This is a genomic window from Streptomyces sp. CA-294286 (assembly GCF_050947155.1).
GTDB lineage: Bacteria > Actinomycetota > Actinomycetes > Streptomycetales > Streptomycetaceae > Streptomyces.
Map to the genome: position 1 here is coordinate 851,964 of NZ_CP192005.1, position 17,627 is coordinate 869,590.

Below are 17,627 nucleotides of genomic sequence, written 5' to 3' on the forward strand. Positions count from 1 at the left end.
CGCACCGGCCCACGAGAGAGCCCCGGGGTGTCTGCCCCGGGGCTCTCCCCTGTCCTCCGTACGGTTCGCGCCCTGGTGCGGCTCCTCGTACGGGAGTTGCTAGCGGCGCAGCGGGCCCTCGCACACGTAGTCCGCGCTGCCTGCCCTGCCGTTGGTCCAGACGTCGACCTCGCCGAAGGAGCAGTTCATGTCGGCGAGGTTGTTCGCGGCGGCACCCGAGCGGTCGAGGATGAAGTAGTCGACCGACTCGGACATGTCCTTGAACACCTGGCCGGGGTCTTCGGCGTTGCCCAGGTTCGCGGTGAAGCGGCCGGTGCAGACGAAGCGGCCGAGTTCCTTGCCGCCGTCGTCCTTGCAGGTGGTGTCCACGGAGGTGGCCGACTTGAACGCGGCCTGCACCTCACCGACACCCGCGTACTTCAGCGATCCGTTGGGCGTGTACTGGGTGTCGGGGACGAAGAGCTCGTCGACGATCGCGATCTGCCGGTCGAGGAACGCGTCGTATGCGCGCTGGAGACCGGCGTCCGAGCCCTGCTTCTTGCGCCAGGCGTCGAAGGCGGCCGGGTCGTTGGCGCGCAGGTGCCGGTACATCTCCTGGAGCTTGGCCGGGTGGTCGCGCCACAGGTACTGGAAGAAGGTGCCGGCGTACGAGTAGAACCGGAAGCCGTCGCGGTCGTAGGTGGCGTGCAGGATCTGGTCGACCGTCATGCGCGGCCCGCCGCGCGAGGTGTCGGCGATGATGCTCTTCACCAGCGACTTGCGGACGGCGACGCCGTCGTCGCGGGTCGCTCCGTCGAAGAACTCGCCCGTTCCCTCGTCCATGGCGGTGGTGCGGTCGTTCTGGTACCAGGGGCCCTCGCCGAACGAACCGTGCACGGCGAAGCGTCCGTTGAGGTAGTGGACGTACTCGTGGCGGAACAGCTCTTCGAGGGTGAGCGAGGAGTCCTGCGGGACGCGCCGCTGGTAGGTGTAGAAGGTGGCGCCCTTCTCGATGTAGATGCCGCCGTTGTTCGTGTCCATGCCGGTGAGCAGCGGGTGGTAGTTCTCGTAGTCCGCGCGCGAGCCGTACAGGACGATGTTGAGGGTGGCGTTGGTGTCGCCGGCGAGCGGTTCGGTGGTGCCGAGCACCCGGTGGAACTGGGCCTTGACCTGCTTGGAGGCGTAGTACAGCTGGTCGACGGTGGCGCGGCTGAGGCCGGTGCGGACCTTGATGGCTCCGTTGTCGTAGACGTAGGTGTACGGGAAGATCTTCTTCTCGATGTCCTCCTTGCACACCCCGTACTGCTTGCACGCGCCGTAGGTGTTGAGCCAGGAGGCGACCTTCGCCCAGGGCTGGCTGCCCTCGCCGAAGTTCTGCTTGGTGGTGGCCAGCAGGGGGCCGAGGTCGGCGACTATGGACTCCTTGAGGCCGTCGATCTGGCCGAAGCGGGCGTACTCGCTGAGCGCGTCGCGCACCACCCACTCGTTGGGGGTGCCCTTGAGGTGGGTGTAGCCGGCGAACTTCTTGAAGGACTCGCGGTACTGGGCGTTCTGCCTGACGACGTTGTGGAACGCGGTGTCCTGGTTTCCGGGGTAGACGCCGAGGTAGTTCGTCGACAGCGCGGCCAGCGCGGCGCCGCCCCAGGCCGGGTCCGCGTACTGCGTGTTGTGGTACTGGTCCATGGTGGCCAGCACCTTGCGGATCAGACCCAGTTGCGAGTGGCGCAGGCCGGGGCCGGCGGCGTAGAGCGCCTCGCGCAGGGTGTTGGCGTTGGCCTTGGTGACGTCGAAGGTGCGGGCGGCGGTGCCGTAGGCGTTGATCGCGCGGCGCACCGTCTCCACGGTCGGCGTGTCGGTGGTGTCGATCTCGTCGCGCGAGAAGTCGTGGTAGGCCACCGCGTGCAGGTAGGTGAACATCTCGTACAGGTGGCTGGAGTTCCTGCCGTCGTGCGAGGGGGCCAGGCTGGTGATGCGCCGGGCGACGGCCTGCACGTGCGCGTCGGACATGACGGGTGCGAGGCGGGCGTCCCAGGTCCAGATGAGATCGCGCATGCAGCCGTCGGCGGTCACGGCCGGGTCGGCGAGGAAGTCGGCGAACTGCTCGGGGCCGAGACGGGTGATGCCGTCGAGGGTGCAGGGCACCCCGGCCGCGCGCAGGGATCTGTGCGCGGCGGATCTCTCGGCGGGTGCGCCCTCGCTCTGGGTGCCCGGTACACGTCCTTCCTGGGTGATGGAGCGCGGCACCGGAACCTTGTTCGCCGTCCTGGGGGCCGTGGCGAGGCGTTCCACCTCGTCGAAGGGGTTGACGTCGGCCTGGGCCGCACGGGGCTGCGGCTGGCGGGCGGCGTCGGAGGAGGCGTTCGCTGCGGGCGGCAGGGGCGCGGCCTGGGCGGACTGGGCGACCGGCATGACGAGGGCGGTGGAGAGAGTTGCGGCCAGCAGAATCCTGCGCGGCATACGCGGGTGTGACACCTGGATCTCCGGATCTGTGTGGGGAGTTGAGGGGGCGGGGCGGACGGTTTCCGTCGGCTCCACCCCCGAGGTGTGACCCGTAACATAGTAATGTGAAATTGCACTGACAAGACTTCAGACAACTCTCCTGTCCCCGGAGGCGAAAACGTGACCTCGCAGCCCGCCGAACTCCGCACCGTCAGCCACGATCTGCCGGTATCGCCCGCACTCGACACCTACATGGGCGGCCACTGGGCGCCGACTCCCGCCCCGGTCGGCGACCGGGTGCCCGGTTTCGCGCACTTCGCGGGCCGTCGCGCCCGGCTGGCCGCCCGCTTCCCCGGCCAGCAACTCGTCATCCGAGCTGGGAAGTTGAAGGTCCGCTCCAACGACTGCGACCACCGCTTCCGGCCGTACAGCGCGTACGCCTGGCTCACCGGTCTGACCGGCGAGGACCAACCGGGTCACGTGCTGGTGATCGAGCCGGACGGCGAGGCGGTCCTGTACGTGCGCCCTCGCTCGCCGCGCGACGGCGGACGCGGGGAGGGGCGCGGCGAGTTCTTCCGGGACCGCAGGTACGGCGAGTTCTGGGTGGGCCGTCGACCCGACCTCGCGGAGGCCACGCGGCTGACCGGCGTCCGGTGCGCCCACCTGGACGGCTTCGCACCGGCGCACGGAGCGCGTCACGCGGGCCACGACCCGGAACTGACGTCGTTCCTCAGCGAGTTGCGGCTGGTGAAGGACGCCTGGGAGGTGGAGCAGATCCAGCTGGCGGTCGACCACACGGTGACCGGGTTCGAGGATGTCGTACGCGCGCTGCCGACGGCCCTTCGCCATCCGCGCGGCGAACGCTGGATCGAGGGCGTCTTCGGCCTGCGCGCCCGCGCCGAGGGCAACGGCACCGCGTACGACACGATCGCCGCCTCCGGCGCGCACGCCTGCGTCCTGCACTGGATACGCAACGACGGGCCGCTCGACCCCGGCCAACTCCTCCTGCTGGACGCGGGCGTGGAGACCGACAGCCTGTACGCCGCCGACGTCACCCGCACGCTGCCGCTGTCCGGACGGTTCTCCCCCGTCCAGCGGCAGGTGTACGACCTGGTGCTGGCGGCCCAGGACGCGGGCATCGCCGCCCTGAAGCCGGGGGCCAGTTTCCGCGACTTCCACCTGGAGTGCTCACGGGTGCTCGCCGAGGGGCTGGCGGACTGGGGCGTGCTGCCGGTGCCGGCGCGCGAGTCGCTGCGCGCGGACAGCGGACTGCACCGCAGGTACACGCTGTGCAGCTCGGGTCACATGCTGGGGCTGGACGTGCACGACTGCGCGCAGGCCCGCGCCGAGCAGTATCTGGACGGGGTGCTGGAGGAGGGTCAGGTCCTCACGGTGGAACCGGGCCTCTACCTCCAGCCCGACGACGAGACGCTGCCGCGGGAGCTGAGGGGGATCGGGGTGCGGATCGAGGACGACCTGGTGATCACGAGCGAAGGCGCACGGCTGCTGTCCGGGGCGTTGCCGAGGGACGCGGTTGCGGTGGAGGAGTGGATGGGGGCGCTGTTGGGGTGACGGGTGGGTCGGGCGCTGACGGCTTGACGGGGGGCAGGCACTGCGGACGCAACAGGTGGGTCGGGCACTGCGGACATGACGGGAGGGGGGCGGGCACTGCGGACGCAACAGGTGGGTCGGACAGAGTCGGGAGGTTTACCGCCGACTCGGGCAAGGTGGGAAGGTCCGGCGACCCGGGCGCTGTGACGGTGACCGGCGGCGTCGGCACAGACGGAACCGCTCCCCCGCAGACCGGCCCGCCGGGCCGGAGGCCCAGGCTGCTCGGGCACTCCGGCTCCGCGTCACCTGCGCCGCGTCAGCCACCACAACGGCGTCGGCGACGACACCGGCACCGGCACCGGCACCGGCACTACGACTACCGCTGCGCGAGCGGCGACGGGACCTCCTGCATCACCCAGCCGTTCCCGTCCGGGTCCTTGAAGTAGGCCCACGAGTTCCAGGTGTCGCCCTTCCCCTCCGTCCAGCCCTTCTCCCCCAGATGCATCACCGGGCTCACTTCCACGCCCCGTCCCGCCAGTTCCTCTCGTGCGGCCTCCACGTCGACCACGCAGAGCTGGAGGCCCTGGAGCGCGCCCGGCTCCGTCGGAGTGACCCACTCGGCGGGCGGTGCCATCCCCTGCGTCAGCGCGATCGAGCAGCGGGACCCGGGCGGGGTGAGCTGGACGACCCGCGCCGACTCCCCCATCTGCATGTCGACGTCGACCGTGAACCCGCACTTCTCGGCGTAGAAGTCCTTCGCGCGGTCCAGATCACTCACGGGGACGATGACGACTTCGAGCGTGTACTCCATGGACGACCCTCCGTTGCCCGGCACTGCCGGGTGCTGACTCGGACCTCCCCATCCTGGTGCGCCGACGCCTCGCCCGCTAGCGGACGCCCAGCTTCCGGGCGGTCGGTCGGCTCGGTTCCACCGGTTCGTCGCGGGCCTGCGCCCACAGTGACCGCACGTGCCCGAGATGGCGGGCCATGCACGCCTCCGCCGCCGCCACGTCGCCGGTCAGCATGAGGTCGAGCAGCTCGATGTGCTCCTCGGCCGACGGCAGCAGCTCGTTGCGCTCGTCGAGCCGGGTCAGGCCGTAGAGGCGGGATCGTTTGCGCAGGTCACCGACGGTTTCGACCAGCCGTTCGTTGCCAGCGAGACCGAGCAGGGTGAGGTGGAAGCGGCGATCGGCCTCCAGGTAGCCGATGAGGTCGTGCTCGCGCGCGGCGGCGACGATCTGCTCGGCGTCCGGACGCAGCGCCTCCAGTTGCTCGCGCGTGGCGGTCCGGGTCACCCGGCCGACGACGGGCACCTCGATGAGGGCGCGGATCTCGGCGTACTGGTCGAGGTCGCGTTCGCTGACCTCGGTGATCCGGAAGCCCTTGTTCCGTACGGGCTCGACCAGACCCTCCCTGGCCAGGTCGAGCATCGCCTCGCGCACGGGCGTCGCGGAGACGCCGAAATCGGTCGCGAGGCCGGGTGCCGAGTAGACCGAGCCCGGCCGGAGTTCGCCCGCGATGAGTGCCGCGCGCAGGGCGTTCGCGACCTGGTCGCGCAGCCGCTCCTGGGCGGTGATCAGGTGACGTTGTTGCTTGAGTTCGCCCATGGCGGCCCTCCGGGTTGCTACGGACCGCCCAGCGTACAATGTCACGTTGTGCTGTCGGTCGCCCGGTGGAGTGCGTAGGTGCGGGTGGAGGTGTAGAAGTCCGGCGCGCTGCGGCCCTGTTCGCGCGGGCCGTGGCTGGAGGACTTCGTGCCGCCGAACGGGAGGTGGAAGTCGACGCCGGTGGAAGGGGCGTTGACGCGGATCATGCCGGTGTCGAGGCCGTCGAGTCCGTGCAGGGCCGCGTCCAGGTCCGCGGTGTGGACGGAGGTGACGAGCCCGTACGTGACGGAGTTGGTCATCCGCACCGCCCGGCCGAGGTCGTCGGCGTGCAGGAGGACGGCGATGGGCCCGAAGACCTCTTCGCGCAGGAGCGGGTGCCCGGACGGCACCTGCTCGACGAGGGTCGGTTCGGCGTACCAGCCCGGTCCGTCCCCGCGCTTGCCGCCTGCCAGCAGGGCGAGGTCATGTCCGGCGGCCAGCACCTTCTCGCGGGCCTGTTCGGAGATCAGCGGGCCGCACACGGTGGCCGGCCGGGAGGGGTCGGCCGCCGGGATCGCGCGCAGTGCGTCGGCCAGCGCGTCGCGCAGCGGGCCCAGTGCGCCGCCGACGGCGATGACGCGGCTGGTCGCGGTGCACTTCTGACCGGCGTACCCGGCGATGGCGGCGGCGATGTGGGCGGCGGCGCGTGCCGGGTCGGCGTCGGGCAGGACGAGCGCGGCGTTGAGGCCGCCGGTCTCGGCCTGGACGGGGATGCCGCGCGCGGTGGCGGTGCGGACGACCGCACCGCCGGTGAGGGTGGAGCCGGTGAACGAGACGGCGTCCACGGCGGTGACCAGTGCGTTGCCCTCCGGGGCGCGGCCCGGCACGAGGGCGAACACCCCGTCGGGCAGAACCTGTTGGAAGAGTTCGGTCAGGCGCAGGGCGCAGGCCGTGGCCTCGGGGGCGGGTTTGAGTACGACGGCGTTCCCGGCGGCGAGCGCGGGCGCGGCCTTCCAGACGGGGATGGCGTACGGGAAGTTCCACGGGGTGATCAGCCCGGCCACTCCGCGGGGCCTGCGGCGGGTGAGGAGCAGTCCCGTGCCGGCGGCGGGCTCGTGCACCGATCCGGTCGCGTCGTACGGCAGTTGGGCGTAGTAGCGGAGGATCGTGACGGTACGGGACACCTCGGCGCGCGCCTCGGTGAGGGGTTTCCCCACCTCGCGCACGGCCAGGTCCGCCAGTTCGTCGGCGGCCTCCTCCACCGCGTGGGCGGCGGCCGTGAGCGCCGAGGAGCGGGCGGCGGCCCCGGCCGCGTACCAGGCGCGGTGGGCGTCCCGGCCCCGGTCGGCGGCCTCCACGGTCGCCCAGGCCCCGGTGGCGGGCAGGTCGCAGACGATGTCGGCGGGGTCGGCGGGGTTGCGGGAGACGATCCGGGAGGCGTCCGTCGGCATGCCGGTCACAGGAGGAATCCTCCGGGGAAGGGGTCGGTGGGGTCGAGGAAGTACTGGGCGGTGCCGGTGATCCAGGCGCGGCCGGTGACGGTGGGGACGACTGCGGGGAGTTCGCCTACGGTCGTGGTGTCGACGAGGCGGCCGGTGAACCGCGTGCCGATGAAGGACTCGTTGACGAAGTCGCGGTCCAGGGGCAGTTCGCCGCGTGCGTGCAGCTGTGCCATGCGGGCGGAGGTGCCGGTGCCGCACGGCGAGCGGTCGAACCAGCCGGGGTGGATGGCCATCGCGTGCCGTGAGCGGACGGCGTCCGAGCCGGGGGCGGCGAAGTAGACGTGCTTGAGACCGCCGATGCGGGTGTCCTCGGGGTGCACGGGGCGGTGGTCGGCGGAGGCGTTGACGGCGTCCATCAGGGCGAGTCCGGCGGCGAGGATGTCGTCCTTGCGGGCGCGGTCGAAGTCGATGCCGTCCGGGCCGACGGTCTCCAGCGGCACGAAGGCGTAGAAGTTGCCGCCGTAGGCCAAGTCGTAGGTGAGCGTGCCCAGTCCGGGTACTTCGATCTTGCGGTCGAGGGCGACGCTGAAGGCGGGGACGTTGGTGAGGGTGACGGCGGTGGCGGCCCCGTCCTCGATCTGGACGTCGACGGAGACGAGCCCCGCGGGGGTGTCGAGACGGACGGTGGTGACGGGCTCGTGGACCTCGACCATGCCGGTCTCGACGAGGACGGTGGCGACGCCGATGGTGCCGTGGCCGCACATGGGGAGGGTGCCGGACACCTCGATGAACAGGACTCCGTAGTCGGCGTCGGGCCGGGTCGGCGGCTGGAGTATCGCGCCGCTCATCGAGGCGTGCCCGCGCGGCTCGTACATCAGGAGGGTGCGGACGGCGTCGCGGTGCTCGGCGAAGTGCAGTCGCCGCTCCGCCATGGTGGCGCCGGGGATGGTGCCGACCCCGCCGGTGATGACCCGGGTGGGCATGCCCTCGGTGTGGGAGTCGACGGCGTGGAAGACGTGTCGGGTGCGCAAGTCGGCCTCCGTGGGTGCGGGTTGACGTCTGTCCGGGCGGCGGTCAGCGGTGACCGTCGGCGAGGAGCTTCTCGGTGACCGCGCGGACCACGGCTTCCTGCTCGGCAGGGAGGGGGAAACGCGGCGGCCGGGTGGGGCCGCCGTGCTGTCCCGCGAGGTCCATGGAGAGCTTGATCGCCTGTACGAACTCGGTCTTGGAGTCCCAGCGCAGCAGCGGGTGGAGGGCACGGTAGAGGGGCAGCGCGGTGTCGAGGTCACCGGCGACGGCAGCCCGGTAGAGGGCGACGGAGGAGGCGGGCAGCGCGTTGGGGTATCCGGCGATCCAGCCGACCGCCCCGGCGAGGGCGAGTTCGAGCAGGACGTCGTCGGCGCCGATCAACAGGTCGAGCTGAGGCGCGAGTTCGGCTATCTCGTAGGCCCGGCGGACGTCACCGCTGAACTCCTTCACGGCCACGATGCTGCCGTCGGCGTGGAGGGCGGCCAGTAGCTCGGGCGTCAGGTCGACCTTGGTGTCGAAGGGGTTGTTGTACGCGACGACGGGGACGCCGACCCGGGCGACCTCGGCGTAGTGCGCGCGTACCGCGCCGGCGTCCGCCTTGAAGGCGTTGGGCGGCAGGAGGAGGACGGACCCGGCGCCGGCGCGGGCCGCCTGTTCGGCCCAGCGTCGCGATGCGGCGCTGCCGTACGCGGCGACTCCCGGCATCACCCGGTCACCGCCCGCGACGTCGACGGCGGTACGGACGACCTGGGTGCGCTCCTCGTCGGTGAGCGTCTGGTACTCGCCGAGGGAGCCGTTGGGCACGACGCCGTCGCAGCCCTCCGCGAGGAGGCGGGAAACCTGGGCGGCGTACGCGTCGTGGTCGACGGTGAGGTCGTCGCGGAAGGGGAGGGTGGTGGCGACCATGATGCCGTGCCAGGGGCGGCGACGGTCACCGGCGCCGAACGTCGTGTTCATGTGGGGACTCCCTAATGTGGTGTGTGACATTTTACTGAATGGCGTACGAACCCCGCAAGAGCCACGGGGCGAGAACTGCCCTCACCCGTCCGCGAGTTCGGTCAGGGCGCCCAGGGTGATCGGGCAGGCGAGGGGGCGTCGGTCGGGGGACGCGCCCGTGCCGGCGAGGCAGGCGACCGCGGGCCCGCACATCCGTCCCTGGCACCACCCCATTCCGGCGCGGGTGAGGAGTTTGACCGTACGGACGTCCCGTGCCCCGAGTTCGTCCACGGCCTCCCGCACCCGGCTCGTGGTGACTTCTTCGCACCGGCAGACCTCGGTGTCGTCCCGCAACCACTCCGACCAGCCCGGCCCGGGGGCGTGGGCGGCGGCCATGGCTTCACCGAAGCTGCGGAGCCGGTGGCGACGGCGCACCAGGGAGGCCGCTCCCTCACGACTTCCGGCGATGTCACGCGCCGCCAGTTCCCCCTCCAGCAATGCCAGTTCCGCGCCTCCCACTCCCCCGGTCTCCCCGGCGGACCACAGCCCGGGGACGGTGGTGCGCTGCCTGCCGTCGACGACCAGGGCGTGCGCGCCGTCCGGGGTGCGGCGGGTGGCGCAGCCCGCGCCGGTCGCCAACTCCACCTGTGGCAGCAGCCCGTGCCCGACGGCCAGCACGTCGCACGGGATCCGCACCCCGGTCCCGGGCACCGCCCGCCAGTCCTCGTCCAGCCGCGTGACGGTCACCGCCTCGACGCGCGTGCCGCCGTGCACCTCGGTCACCGCGCTGCGGGTACGTACCCGTATCCCGTGCCGGGCGAGGGCGGCCGCGTGCACCGCGGCCTCCGCGAGCTTGCCGGGGTTGGCGGCGAGCACGCCCGGACGGCGGGCGTATCCTCCGTAGCCGCTCGCCTCGACGACGACCGGCACCTCCGCGCCCGCGGCGGCGAGCGATCCGGCGACGGCGAGGAGCAGCGGCCCGCTCCCGGCGACGACGATCCGGCGGCCCGGCAGCACCAGCCCGCCCTTGAGCAGCGCCTGCGCGCCCCCGGCGCCGACGACCCCTGGCAGCGTCCAGCCGGGGAAGGGGAGTTGGCGTTCGTAGGCGCCGGTGGCGAGCAGTGCCTTGCGGGCCCGGACGACGACCGTCGCGCCGCTCCCGTCCGGCCCGCGCGCCGCGTGCACGGTCCACTCCCCCGCCTCGCCGGTGACGGCCCAGACGTGGTGCTCGGCGAGATGCCGGATCCGTCCGGCGGCCGTGTGCACGTCCAGTTGCGCGGCGCGCCGGGCGAAGGCGGACCAGGAGTGGTGCAGTGCTTCGGGTCGCCGCGCGCGCAGCCCGGCCGCCGGCTGCCGGTAGAACTGGCCTCCGACGCGGGGGGCCGCGTCCACGAGGGCGACGTGCAGCCCGAGGCGGGCGGCGGTGACGGCGGCGGCGAGCCCGGCGGGCCCCGCGCCGACGACGGCGAGGTCGTACGGCCCCTGCTCCTCAGACGGCGAGATCGGCACGTCCGTGTCCTTCCTGGGTGGTGACGGCGTCGCCCGGCCGGGCGGGAACGAGACAGGCACGCTGGTTGGGGACGGAGTTGATGCTCGCGAGGCAGTCGTAGCAGGATCCGATGGCGCAGAACGCCCCGCGCGGCCTCCCGGTCCCGCGCGTGGTCCGCCAGGAGAGCACCCCGTCCGCCCACAGCGCCGCGGCCACGCTCTGCCCGTCGAACGCGGGCACCGGACGCCCGTCGAGGGTGATGTCGAACGGGGCGCCGGGGGTGGCACGGGCCAGCCCGAGGGGACTGCGACGGGAACGGAACACGGTTCGGACTCCTTCATCGGGTCGGGCTCATGCGGAGGACCGACGCGCAGGGCTCGCGCGCGGGGACTGACAGAGGGCTTGTCCGCGGGGACCGGCACGGAGGGCTTGTCCGCGGGGCTTGCGGGCGGGGTGGGGACAGCCCGCTCGTCCGGCGCTTTCGTACGGTGACGTCAAGTGGGCGGCGCGGCCGCCGGGCCGGGTCCGGAGGGCAGCGCTCCGGCGTCGGGAGGGCCGGGCCGGGGCGGCCCCGGCCCGAACCTCTCCGGCCGGAAGGCCCGGACGTCCACCGCCCCGCCGGTGAGTTCTCCACCGCTTGCGGCGAGCCCCTCGGCGATCAACGCTCCCGTCGCCGGGGCGAGCCCGACGCCCGCCCCCTCGTGCCCGCAGGCGTGCCACAGCCCCGGTACCCGCCCGTCCGCCCCGATCGCCGGGAGGTGGTCGGGCAGGTACGGCCGGAACCCGTGGTAGGCGCGCATCACCCGCACCTCCCGCAGCACCGGGAACAGTTCCTGGGCCTGTCGCGCCAGCTTCCCCAGCACTTCCGTCGAGAGCGACCTGTCGAACCCGACGCGCTCCCTGCTCGCCCCGATCAGCACCGGCCCGGCCGCCGTCCCCTCGACCACCGCCGACGTCTGGAGTGCCGCGGACCCGCTCGCCACGTCGGCCACGTAGTCCGCCGCGTACACCTTGTGCCGTACGACCCGCGGCAGCGGCTCGGTGACGAGGACGAATCCGCGCCGGGGCAGGACGGGCAGCGACGTCCCGGCGAGTTCGGCGAGCTGCCCGCCCCACGTACCGGCGGCGTTGACGACCGCGGGCGCCAGGAGGTCGCCGCGCGGCGTGCGCACTCCGCGTACCGCGCCGTACGGGTCGCGCAGGACGCCGATGACCTCCTCGCCCAGCCGCAGCCCGGCCCCGGACGCCTTCAGGAGGTGGGCGGCGGCCAGGGCGGGCTGGACCTGGGCGTCCTGCGGGTAGCGGACTCCGCCCGCGAGCCCGGGGGCGAGGTGCGGTTCCAGGTCGGCGAGGTGCGGGACCTCCTCGCACTTCACGCCCGCCGCCGCCTGGGCCGCCGCGAAGGTGCGGAGCGCCGCCAGCCCGTCCTGCTGCGAGGCGACCACGAGGCCGCCCTTCGCTTCGTACTCGAACGCTCCCGGGAACTCCTCGGCGAGCTCGCGCCACAGTCTCGTGGACAGCAGCGCGAGGCCGAGTTCGGGGCCCGGCTCCTTGTCGGAGACGAGCAGGTTGCCTTCGCCGGCGCCGGTGGTTCCGCCCGCGACCGGGCCCCGGTCGACCACTGCGACGGAGAGCCCGGAGCGGGAGGCGTAGAAGGCGCAGGCCGCGCCGACCACTCCGGCCCCGACGACGACCACATCGAAGACGCGTCTCGTGAACACGGCAGTAATATGTCACACGACACCGTGTCTGCCAAGGGACCCGAACTTCCCGCGCCCCGCCCGCGTTTCGGGCACGGCAGTGGCGCCGCTTCCGGGATACGGGGACGGCGACGGCCTGCCCGAGTCACCCCGTCGGCATCGTGCCCGCCGTCACAGCACGGCGATGCCGTCCAGCTCCACGAGCGCCTGCTCGTCCCAGAGCCGGACCACGCCCACCACCGCCATCGCCGGGTAGTCCCGGCCCGCCAACCGGCGCCAGACGTCTCCCAGTTCGGCCGCGTGCTCGCGGTAGTCGGCGACGTCCGTCGCGTAGACGGTCACCCGGGCGAGGTCGCCGGGAGCGCCACCGGCCGCGGCGAGCGCGCCCAGCAGATTGCCGAGTGCCGTCTCGAACTGCTCGGGCAACGTCGTGCCGACCACCTTTCCCGCCCCGTCGAGCGCGGTCTGTCCGGCGAGGAAGACCAGCCGCGACCCGCTCGCCGCCACGCTGACGGCGTGCGAGAAGCCGGTGGGCGGGGAGAGTTCGGCGGGGTTGTGGCGCTTGAGGGAGGTCATCGGGCGTACAGCTCCTTCGCGATGATGGTGCGCTGGACCTCGGTCGCGCCCTCGTAGATGCGGGGGGCGCGCACCTCCCGGTAGAGGTGTTCGAGGAGGTGACCGCGCTGGAGGGCGCGGGCGCCGTGCAGTTGGACGGCCGCGTCCACGACGAACTGTGCGGTCTCGGTGGCGAAGAGCTTCGCCATGGCGGAACTCTTGGGCACCTGCGGTTCGTTCCTGTCGTACGCGGCCGCCGCCGCGTAGACGAGCAGCCGGGCCGCTTCCGTGCGGGTGGCCATCTCGGCGACCCGGTGTGCCACGGACTGGAGGTCCTTCAACGGTCCGCCGAACGCGGTGCGTCCGGCGGTGTGGGCGAGTGTCGCGTCGAGTGCGGCCTGCGCCATGCCGACGGCGAAGGCGCCCACGCTCGGCCGGAAGAGGTTGAGGGTGTCCATGGCGACGCGGAATCCGCGGTCCGGTGTTCCGATGACGTCGGCCTCGGTGACGTGGACGCCGTCGAAGGCCAGGCTGCCGATGGGGTGCGGGGACAGCATGTCGAGCGCGGCACCGGTCAGTCCCGGACGGTCCGCGGGAACGAGGAACGCGGTGACGCCGCGCGCGCCCGCGCCCGGGGTGGTGCGGGCGAAGACGGTGTAGAAGTCGGCGTGCGGCGCGTTGGAGATCCAGCACTTCTCCCCGCTGAGCCGCCAGCCGCCTCCCCCGGCCGCCGCGGGTCCCCCGCTCCCCGCAGTGCCGGTCACGGGCTCGGCCCGCAGGGCGAGCGACGCGGCGTCCGACCCGGCCCCCGGCTCGCTCAGCGCGAACGCGGCGACGGTACGGCCGGCCCGTACCCCCGGCAGCCAGCGGGCGCGCTGCTCGTCGTTGCCGGCGCGGGCCACCGGCGAGGCGCCCAGCCCCTGGAGCGCCAGGGCCGTCTCCGCCTCCGTGCAGCCGTGTGCGAGGGACTCCCGCATCAGGCACAGGTCCAGCGCCCCGGCGGAGAACAGCCGTCCCAGCAGACCGAGTTCACCCAGAGCGGCGATCAGCGGGCGGTTGAGCAGACCGGGTTCCCCCTTCTCCGCAAGGGGGCGCAGTCGCTCCGCAGCCAGCGCGCGCAACTGCGCGCACCACTCCGCCTTCTCCGGCTCCAGCGCGAACTCGGGCATCTGCGGCCCCTCTCATCTGGCGTGTTATCGCGGACCGTTGACTGTCGTCACCATCACGATACGCTCGTCCGTGCCAGCACCACAGCGCCCGGCAACACAGCACTGCCGGACCACTCGCCCGCCCCGCCCGTCGGCCGTCACCGGTCCGTCGGCCGCCACCGGACCCGTCAGCCGCAACCCGGACCGCTCGCTGCAAGGGGGCCAACCCGCCATGGCCATGGAGCTGCACCCCTCGGCCCACGCCGACACCTTTCCGCGCGACCACCTGCCGCCCGCCGACCAGTGGCCCGCACTCCTCTTCGAGCTGCCGGAACTGCACTACCCCGTCGGCCTCAACTGCGCCGTCGAGCTCCTGGACCGCACCCTGGAGCAGTTCCGCGCCGACCGGCCCGCCCTGCGCACCCTCTCCGGCGAGGTGTGGTCGTACGGGGAACTGCGCGACCACACCGACCAGATCGCGTACGTCCTGACCCAGGACCTGGGCGTGGTTCCCGGAAACCGCGTCCTGTTGCGCGGGCCCACCACACCCTGGCTGGTGGCCTGCTGGCTGGCCGTGCTGAAGGCGGGCGCGGTCGCCGTGACCGTGCTGCCGCAGCAGCGGGCGTCCGAACTGGCCACGATCTGCGACCTCGCCCAGGTCGGCCACGCGCTGTGCGACGTACGGACCGTGGACGACCTGGTGAAGGCGCAGGTGCCCGGACTGCGGATCACCCTGTTCGGCGGGGACGCGCCGGACGACCTGGTACGGCAGGCGGCGATCAAGCCCACGCGGTACGAGGCGGTCCCGACGTCGTGCGACGACGTCGCGCTGATCGCCTTCACGTCGGGGACGACCGGGCGCCCCAAGGGGTGCATGCACTTCCACCGGGACGTGCTGGCCATCGCGGACACCTTCTCCCGGCACGTGCTGAAGCCGGAGCCCGACGACGTGTTCACGGGCAGTCCGCCGCTCGGCTTCACCTTCGGGCTCGGTGGTCTGGTGATCTTCCCGTTGCGGGTCGGCGCGTCCGCCCTGCTGCTGGAGCAGGCGGGCCCCCGGCAGTTGTTGCCGGCCCTGGCGGAGCACCAGGTGTCGGTGCTGTTCACCGCCCCGACCGCCTACCGGCTGATGCTGGACGAGCTCACGTCCCCCACCGCCTACGACCTGAGTGCCCTGCGCCGGTGCGTCTCGGCGGGCGAGAACCTTTCGGAGTCCACCTGGCGGGACTGGTTCGAGCGCACCGGCGTGCGGATCATCAACGGCATCGGCGCGACCGAGCTGCTGCACATCTTCATCTCGGCCGCCGACGAGGAGATCCGGCCCGGGACCACCGGCCGGCCGGTCCCCGGCTGGCACGCGCGCGTGGTGGACGCGACGGGCGCCGAAGTCGCCGACGGGGTCCCGGGGCTGCTGGCCGTACGGGGGCCCGTCGGCTGCCGGTACCTGTCCGACGCACGGCAGCAGGTGTACGTACGCGACGGCTGGAACCTCACCGGCGACACCTACGTGCGCGACGCGGACGGCTGCTTCCGGTACGTGGCACGAGCGGACGACATGATCATCTCCGCCGGGTACAACATCGCGGGCCCGGAGGTGGAGGACACGCTGCTGCGCCACCCCGACGTGCTGGAGGCAGCGGTGGTCGGCCGCGAGGACGCCCTGCGCGGACAGGTCGTGTCCGCCTTCGTGGTGGTACGGGAGGGAGTGCCGCGCAGCGAGGAGACGGTGGCGCTGCTGCGGGACTTCGTGAAGGCGGAGCTGGTCCCGTACAAGTGCCCGCGCGAGATCGAGTTCCTGGACGCGCTGCCGCGCACGCCCACGGGGAAGCTGCAACGGTTCCGGTTGCGGCGGCCGGGTGCGCGGGAAGCGGCGGCAACCGATGGCCCGAGGTCTCCCGCGGACCCCGGGAACGTACAGTGATCACGTGGCTGACCTGCACACTCCCCGTTCCCTGATCATCACGCTGTACGGCGCCTACGGGCGCGGCGCGGACGCCGAGTCCGGTGCGGACGGTGACGAGCCGGTGCCCGTCGCCTCGCTCATCCGGCTGCTCGCGGCCGTCGGCGTGGACGCGCCGTCCGTCCGCTCGGCGGTCTCCCGCCTGAAGAGGCGCGGGCTGCTGGTGTCGGGGCGTACGGCCGGGGGCGCGGCCGGATACGCGCTGTCCGGCGACGCCCGGCAGCTCCTGGACGACGGCGACCGGCGCATCTACTCCCGTACGGAACCCCGCGCGTCGGACGGCTGGGTGCTCGCGGTGTTCTCCGTCCCGGAGGCCGAGCGCGCCAAGCGGCACGTGCTGCGCTCCCGGCTCGCCCGGCTCGGCTTCGGGACGGCGGCGCCGGGGGTGTGGATCGCTCCCGGCGGCCTCTACGAAGAGACCCGGCACACCCTGGAGCGACTGCATCTCGACGCCTACGTGGACCTGTTCCGGGGTGAGCACCTGGGGTTCGCGGCGACGCGGGAGGCGGTGGCGCGGTGGTGGGACCTGGGGGCGATCGCCCGGTTGCACGAGGAGTTCCTGGAGCGGCACGAGCCGGTGCTGCGGGAGTGGCAGGCCGGGCCGCGCAGCGCTCCGGCGGCGTCCGGGTCCGGCACCGGGCCGTCGTCGGACACGGAGCGTGCCTACCGGGACTACCTTCTGGCCTTGGACTCGTGGCGGCGTCTGCCGTACGCGGACCCCGGGCTGCCGGCCGCGCTCCTGCCTGTGGACTGGCCGGGCGGCCGGTCGGCCGAGGTCTTCGCGGAGTTGCACACCCGGCTGCGCGATGCGGGCGCGGCGTTCGTACACCCGGACGCACTTGTACGACCATAGGTCCGGCGCTGTGGAAAGCGCGGCGCAGGGTCTGCGGCCGGGTGCGCATGATGGGGCATGACCTGGACATTCAGCGAGGACCTCGACACGTATCTGAACGCTGCCGGTGCCACGGTGGCCGCCCGGCCGGTGGAGAACACCGTGCTGCTGACCTGTGCGGCCGCGTTACGGCGACGCGGCTTGGCCGCCTTCGGTGGTGAGGCGCCGCTCTTCGGCTGGTGGCGAGGGGCGGACGGTGGTGTGCATGCGGCGGCACTGTGGACGCCGCCGCACCCCCTGGTGGTGAGTGCCGTTCCGGCGGAGGCGGTGATCCCGTTGGCCCGCGCCTGCGAGCAGCACGGCGCGACGGCGGTCGACGCCGAGCGGCGCCTCGCGTCCGCACTGGCCGGACAGTGGCCGGGATGCCGGAACGTGCGGGAGCACCGCCTCTACCGGCTCGGCGAGCTGATACCCCCCTCGCCCGCCCCTTCGGGACGGGCACGCACCGCCACCGGCGCCGATCGGGCTCTGCTGGCCGACTGGCTCCGTGCCTTCGGCCGGGACACCGGGCTGTCGGCGGCGGGCGCGGAGGCGTCGGTGGCCGAGCGGTTGTCGTACGGCGGGCTGATGCTCTGGGAGCACGACGGCGCTCCGGTGTCCATGGCCGGGGTGAGCCGCCCGGCCGAGGGCACCGTGCGCCTGGCCCCGGTCTACACGCCGCCCGAGCAGCGCGGCCGGGGATTCGGAGCGGCGGTGACGGCGGCGCTGAGCTCGTCCGCGCGCGCCGCCGGGGCCGCGGAGGTGCTGCTCTTCACCGACCTGGCCAACCCGACCAGCAACGGGCTCTACCAGCGGCTCGGCTACCGGCCGGTGACGGACAGGGTGGTGATCGAACGCGGGTGAGGCGACCGGGGCGGTCAATCGGTAGTGAGGCGACCGGGGCGATCAATGGGCGCCGCGTGTGCGCCCGGAGTGCGGCGG

At 72.9% G+C, this 17,627-nt stretch carries 15 protein-coding genes; 4 read left to right on the top strand and 11 right to left on the bottom strand.

The genetic code is table 11. From position 1 onward, the window contains the following. Positions 1-99: 99 nt before the first annotated feature. Positions 100-2,436, bottom strand: coding sequence for a collagenase (locus ACQPZG_RS08535; protein WP_433545233.1), 2,337 nt, complete (start codon positions 2,434-2,436; stop codon positions 100-102). Between the two features lie 162 nt (positions 2,437-2,598). On the opposite strand from ACQPZG_RS08535, the gene ACQPZG_RS08540 reads away from it, so the two are divergent. Beyond that, positions 2,599-3,990 carry an aminopeptidase P family protein gene (locus ACQPZG_RS08540; protein ID WP_433545234.1) on the top strand — a complete coding sequence of 464 codons (1,392 nt, stop codon included), beginning with the start codon at positions 2,599-2,601 and terminating at the stop codon, positions 3,988-3,990. A 355-nt stretch (positions 3,991-4,345) separates the two neighbouring features. Here ACQPZG_RS08540 and ACQPZG_RS08545 read toward each other — a convergent pair whose 3' ends face one another. The 10 genes from ACQPZG_RS08545 to ACQPZG_RS08590 all read right to left on the bottom strand — a co-directional run bounded on the left by ACQPZG_RS08545 (position 4,346) and on the right by ACQPZG_RS08590 (position 13,875). Continuing rightward, positions 4,346-4,780: a VOC family protein gene (locus tag ACQPZG_RS08545; protein ID WP_433545235.1), complete on the bottom strand. Its 435-nt coding sequence runs from the start codon at positions 4,778-4,780 to the stop codon at positions 4,346-4,348. A gap of 76 nt (positions 4,781-4,856) precedes the next feature. Next, entirely contained in the window at positions 4,857-5,576 is a 720-nt protein-coding gene (locus ACQPZG_RS08550) for a GntR family transcriptional regulator (protein WP_433545236.1), read from the bottom strand. A 41-nt stretch (positions 5,577-5,617) separates the two neighbouring features. Then, positions 5,618-7,006 (bottom strand): aldehyde dehydrogenase family protein, encoded by a 1,389-nt coding sequence (locus tag ACQPZG_RS08555; RefSeq protein ID WP_433549313.1) that lies wholly within the window; start codon positions 7,004-7,006, stop codon positions 5,618-5,620. 5 nt (positions 7,007-7,011) lie between these two features. Continuing rightward, a complete protein-coding gene (locus tag ACQPZG_RS08560; RefSeq protein ID WP_433545237.1) occupies positions 7,012-8,028 on the bottom strand; it encodes a proline racemase family protein in 1,017 nt (338 codons plus the stop codon). A 43-nt stretch (positions 8,029-8,071) separates the two neighbouring features. Next, positions 8,072-8,983, bottom strand: a complete 912-nt coding sequence (locus ACQPZG_RS08565; protein ID WP_433545238.1) for a dihydrodipicolinate synthase family protein — start codon at positions 8,981-8,983, stop codon at positions 8,072-8,074. A gap of 81 nt (positions 8,984-9,064) precedes the next feature. After that, positions 9,065-10,471 (bottom strand): NAD(P)/FAD-dependent oxidoreductase, encoded by a 1,407-nt coding sequence (locus ACQPZG_RS08570; RefSeq protein ID WP_433545239.1) that lies wholly within the window; start codon positions 10,469-10,471, stop codon positions 9,065-9,067. Next, the gene (locus tag ACQPZG_RS08575) at positions 10,452-10,775 is read right to left on the bottom strand and encodes a (2Fe-2S)-binding protein (RefSeq protein ID WP_433545240.1); all 324 of its coding nucleotides are present in this window, start codon (positions 10,773-10,775) and stop codon (positions 10,452-10,454) included. Before ACQPZG_RS08575 ends, ACQPZG_RS08570 begins: the two co-directional genes overlap by 20 nt. Positions 10,776-10,945: 170 nt before the next feature. After that, a complete protein-coding gene (locus tag ACQPZG_RS08580; RefSeq protein ID WP_433545241.1) occupies positions 10,946-12,172 on the bottom strand; it encodes an NAD(P)/FAD-dependent oxidoreductase in 1,227 nt (408 codons plus the stop codon). Between the two features lie 150 nt (positions 12,173-12,322). Further along, positions 12,323-12,727: a RidA family protein gene (locus tag ACQPZG_RS08585; protein ID WP_433545242.1), complete on the bottom strand. Its 405-nt coding sequence runs from the start codon at positions 12,725-12,727 to the stop codon at positions 12,323-12,325. Continuing rightward, a complete protein-coding gene (locus ACQPZG_RS08590; protein ID WP_433545243.1) occupies positions 12,724-13,875 on the bottom strand; it encodes an acyl-CoA dehydrogenase family protein in 1,152 nt (383 codons plus the stop codon). Before ACQPZG_RS08590 ends, ACQPZG_RS08585 begins: the two co-directional genes overlap by 4 nt. 217 nt (positions 13,876-14,092) lie before the next feature. On the opposite strand from ACQPZG_RS08590, the gene ACQPZG_RS08595 reads away from it, so the two are divergent. Genes ACQPZG_RS08595 through ACQPZG_RS08605 form a run of 3 tightly spaced genes read left to right on the top strand, consistent with a single transcriptional unit; the run spans position 14,093 to position 17,549 of the window. After that, a complete protein-coding gene (locus tag ACQPZG_RS08595) occupies positions 14,093-15,775 on the top strand; it encodes an AMP-binding protein (RefSeq protein WP_433549314.1) in 1,683 nt (560 codons plus the stop codon). Positions 15,776-15,779: 4 nt separating this feature from the next. Continuing rightward, positions 15,780-16,667, top strand: a complete 888-nt coding sequence (locus tag ACQPZG_RS08600) for a PaaX family transcriptional regulator (protein ID WP_433545244.1) — start codon at positions 15,780-15,782, stop codon at positions 16,665-16,667. Positions 16,668-16,724: 57 nt separating this feature from the next. Further along, positions 16,725-17,549 (top strand): GNAT family N-acetyltransferase, encoded by an 825-nt coding sequence (locus tag ACQPZG_RS08605; protein ID WP_433545245.1) that lies wholly within the window; start codon positions 16,725-16,727, stop codon positions 17,547-17,549. The last annotated feature ends 78 nt before the right edge of the window (positions 17,550-17,627 follow it).

Excerpts from the sequence above, each read along its gene's own strand:
- ACQPZG_RS08535 (WP_433545233.1), bottom strand. The coding sequence starts at position 2,436 with ATGCCGCGCAGGATTCTGCTGGCCGCAACTCTCTCCACCGCCCTCGTC.
- ACQPZG_RS08545 (WP_433545235.1), bottom strand. The coding sequence starts at position 4,780 with ATGGAGTACACGCTCGAAGTCGTCATCGTCCCCGTGAGTGATCTGGAC.
- ACQPZG_RS08550 (WP_433545236.1), bottom strand. The coding sequence starts at position 5,576 with ATGGGCGAACTCAAGCAACAACGTCACCTGATCACCGCCCAGGAGCGG.
- ACQPZG_RS08555 (WP_433549313.1), bottom strand. The coding sequence starts at position 7,006 with ATGCCGACGGACGCCTCCCGGATCGTCTCCCGCAACCCCGCCGACCCC.
- ACQPZG_RS08565 (WP_433545238.1), bottom strand. The coding sequence starts at position 8,983 with ATGAACACGACGTTCGGCGCCGGTGACCGTCGCCGCCCCTGGCACGGC.
- ACQPZG_RS08585 (WP_433545242.1), bottom strand. The coding sequence starts at position 12,727 with ATGACCTCCCTCAAGCGCCACAACCCCGCCGAACTCTCCCCGCCCACC.
- ACQPZG_RS08590 (WP_433545243.1), bottom strand. The coding sequence starts at position 13,875 with ATGCCCGAGTTCGCGCTGGAGCCGGAGAAGGCGGAGTGGTGCGCGCAG.
- ACQPZG_RS08595 (WP_433549314.1), top strand. The coding sequence starts at position 14,093 with ATGGAGCTGCACCCCTCGGCCCACGCCGACACCTTTCCGCGCGACCAC.
- ACQPZG_RS08605 (WP_433545245.1), top strand. The coding sequence starts at position 16,725 with ATGACCTGGACATTCAGCGAGGACCTCGACACGTATCTGAACGCTGCC.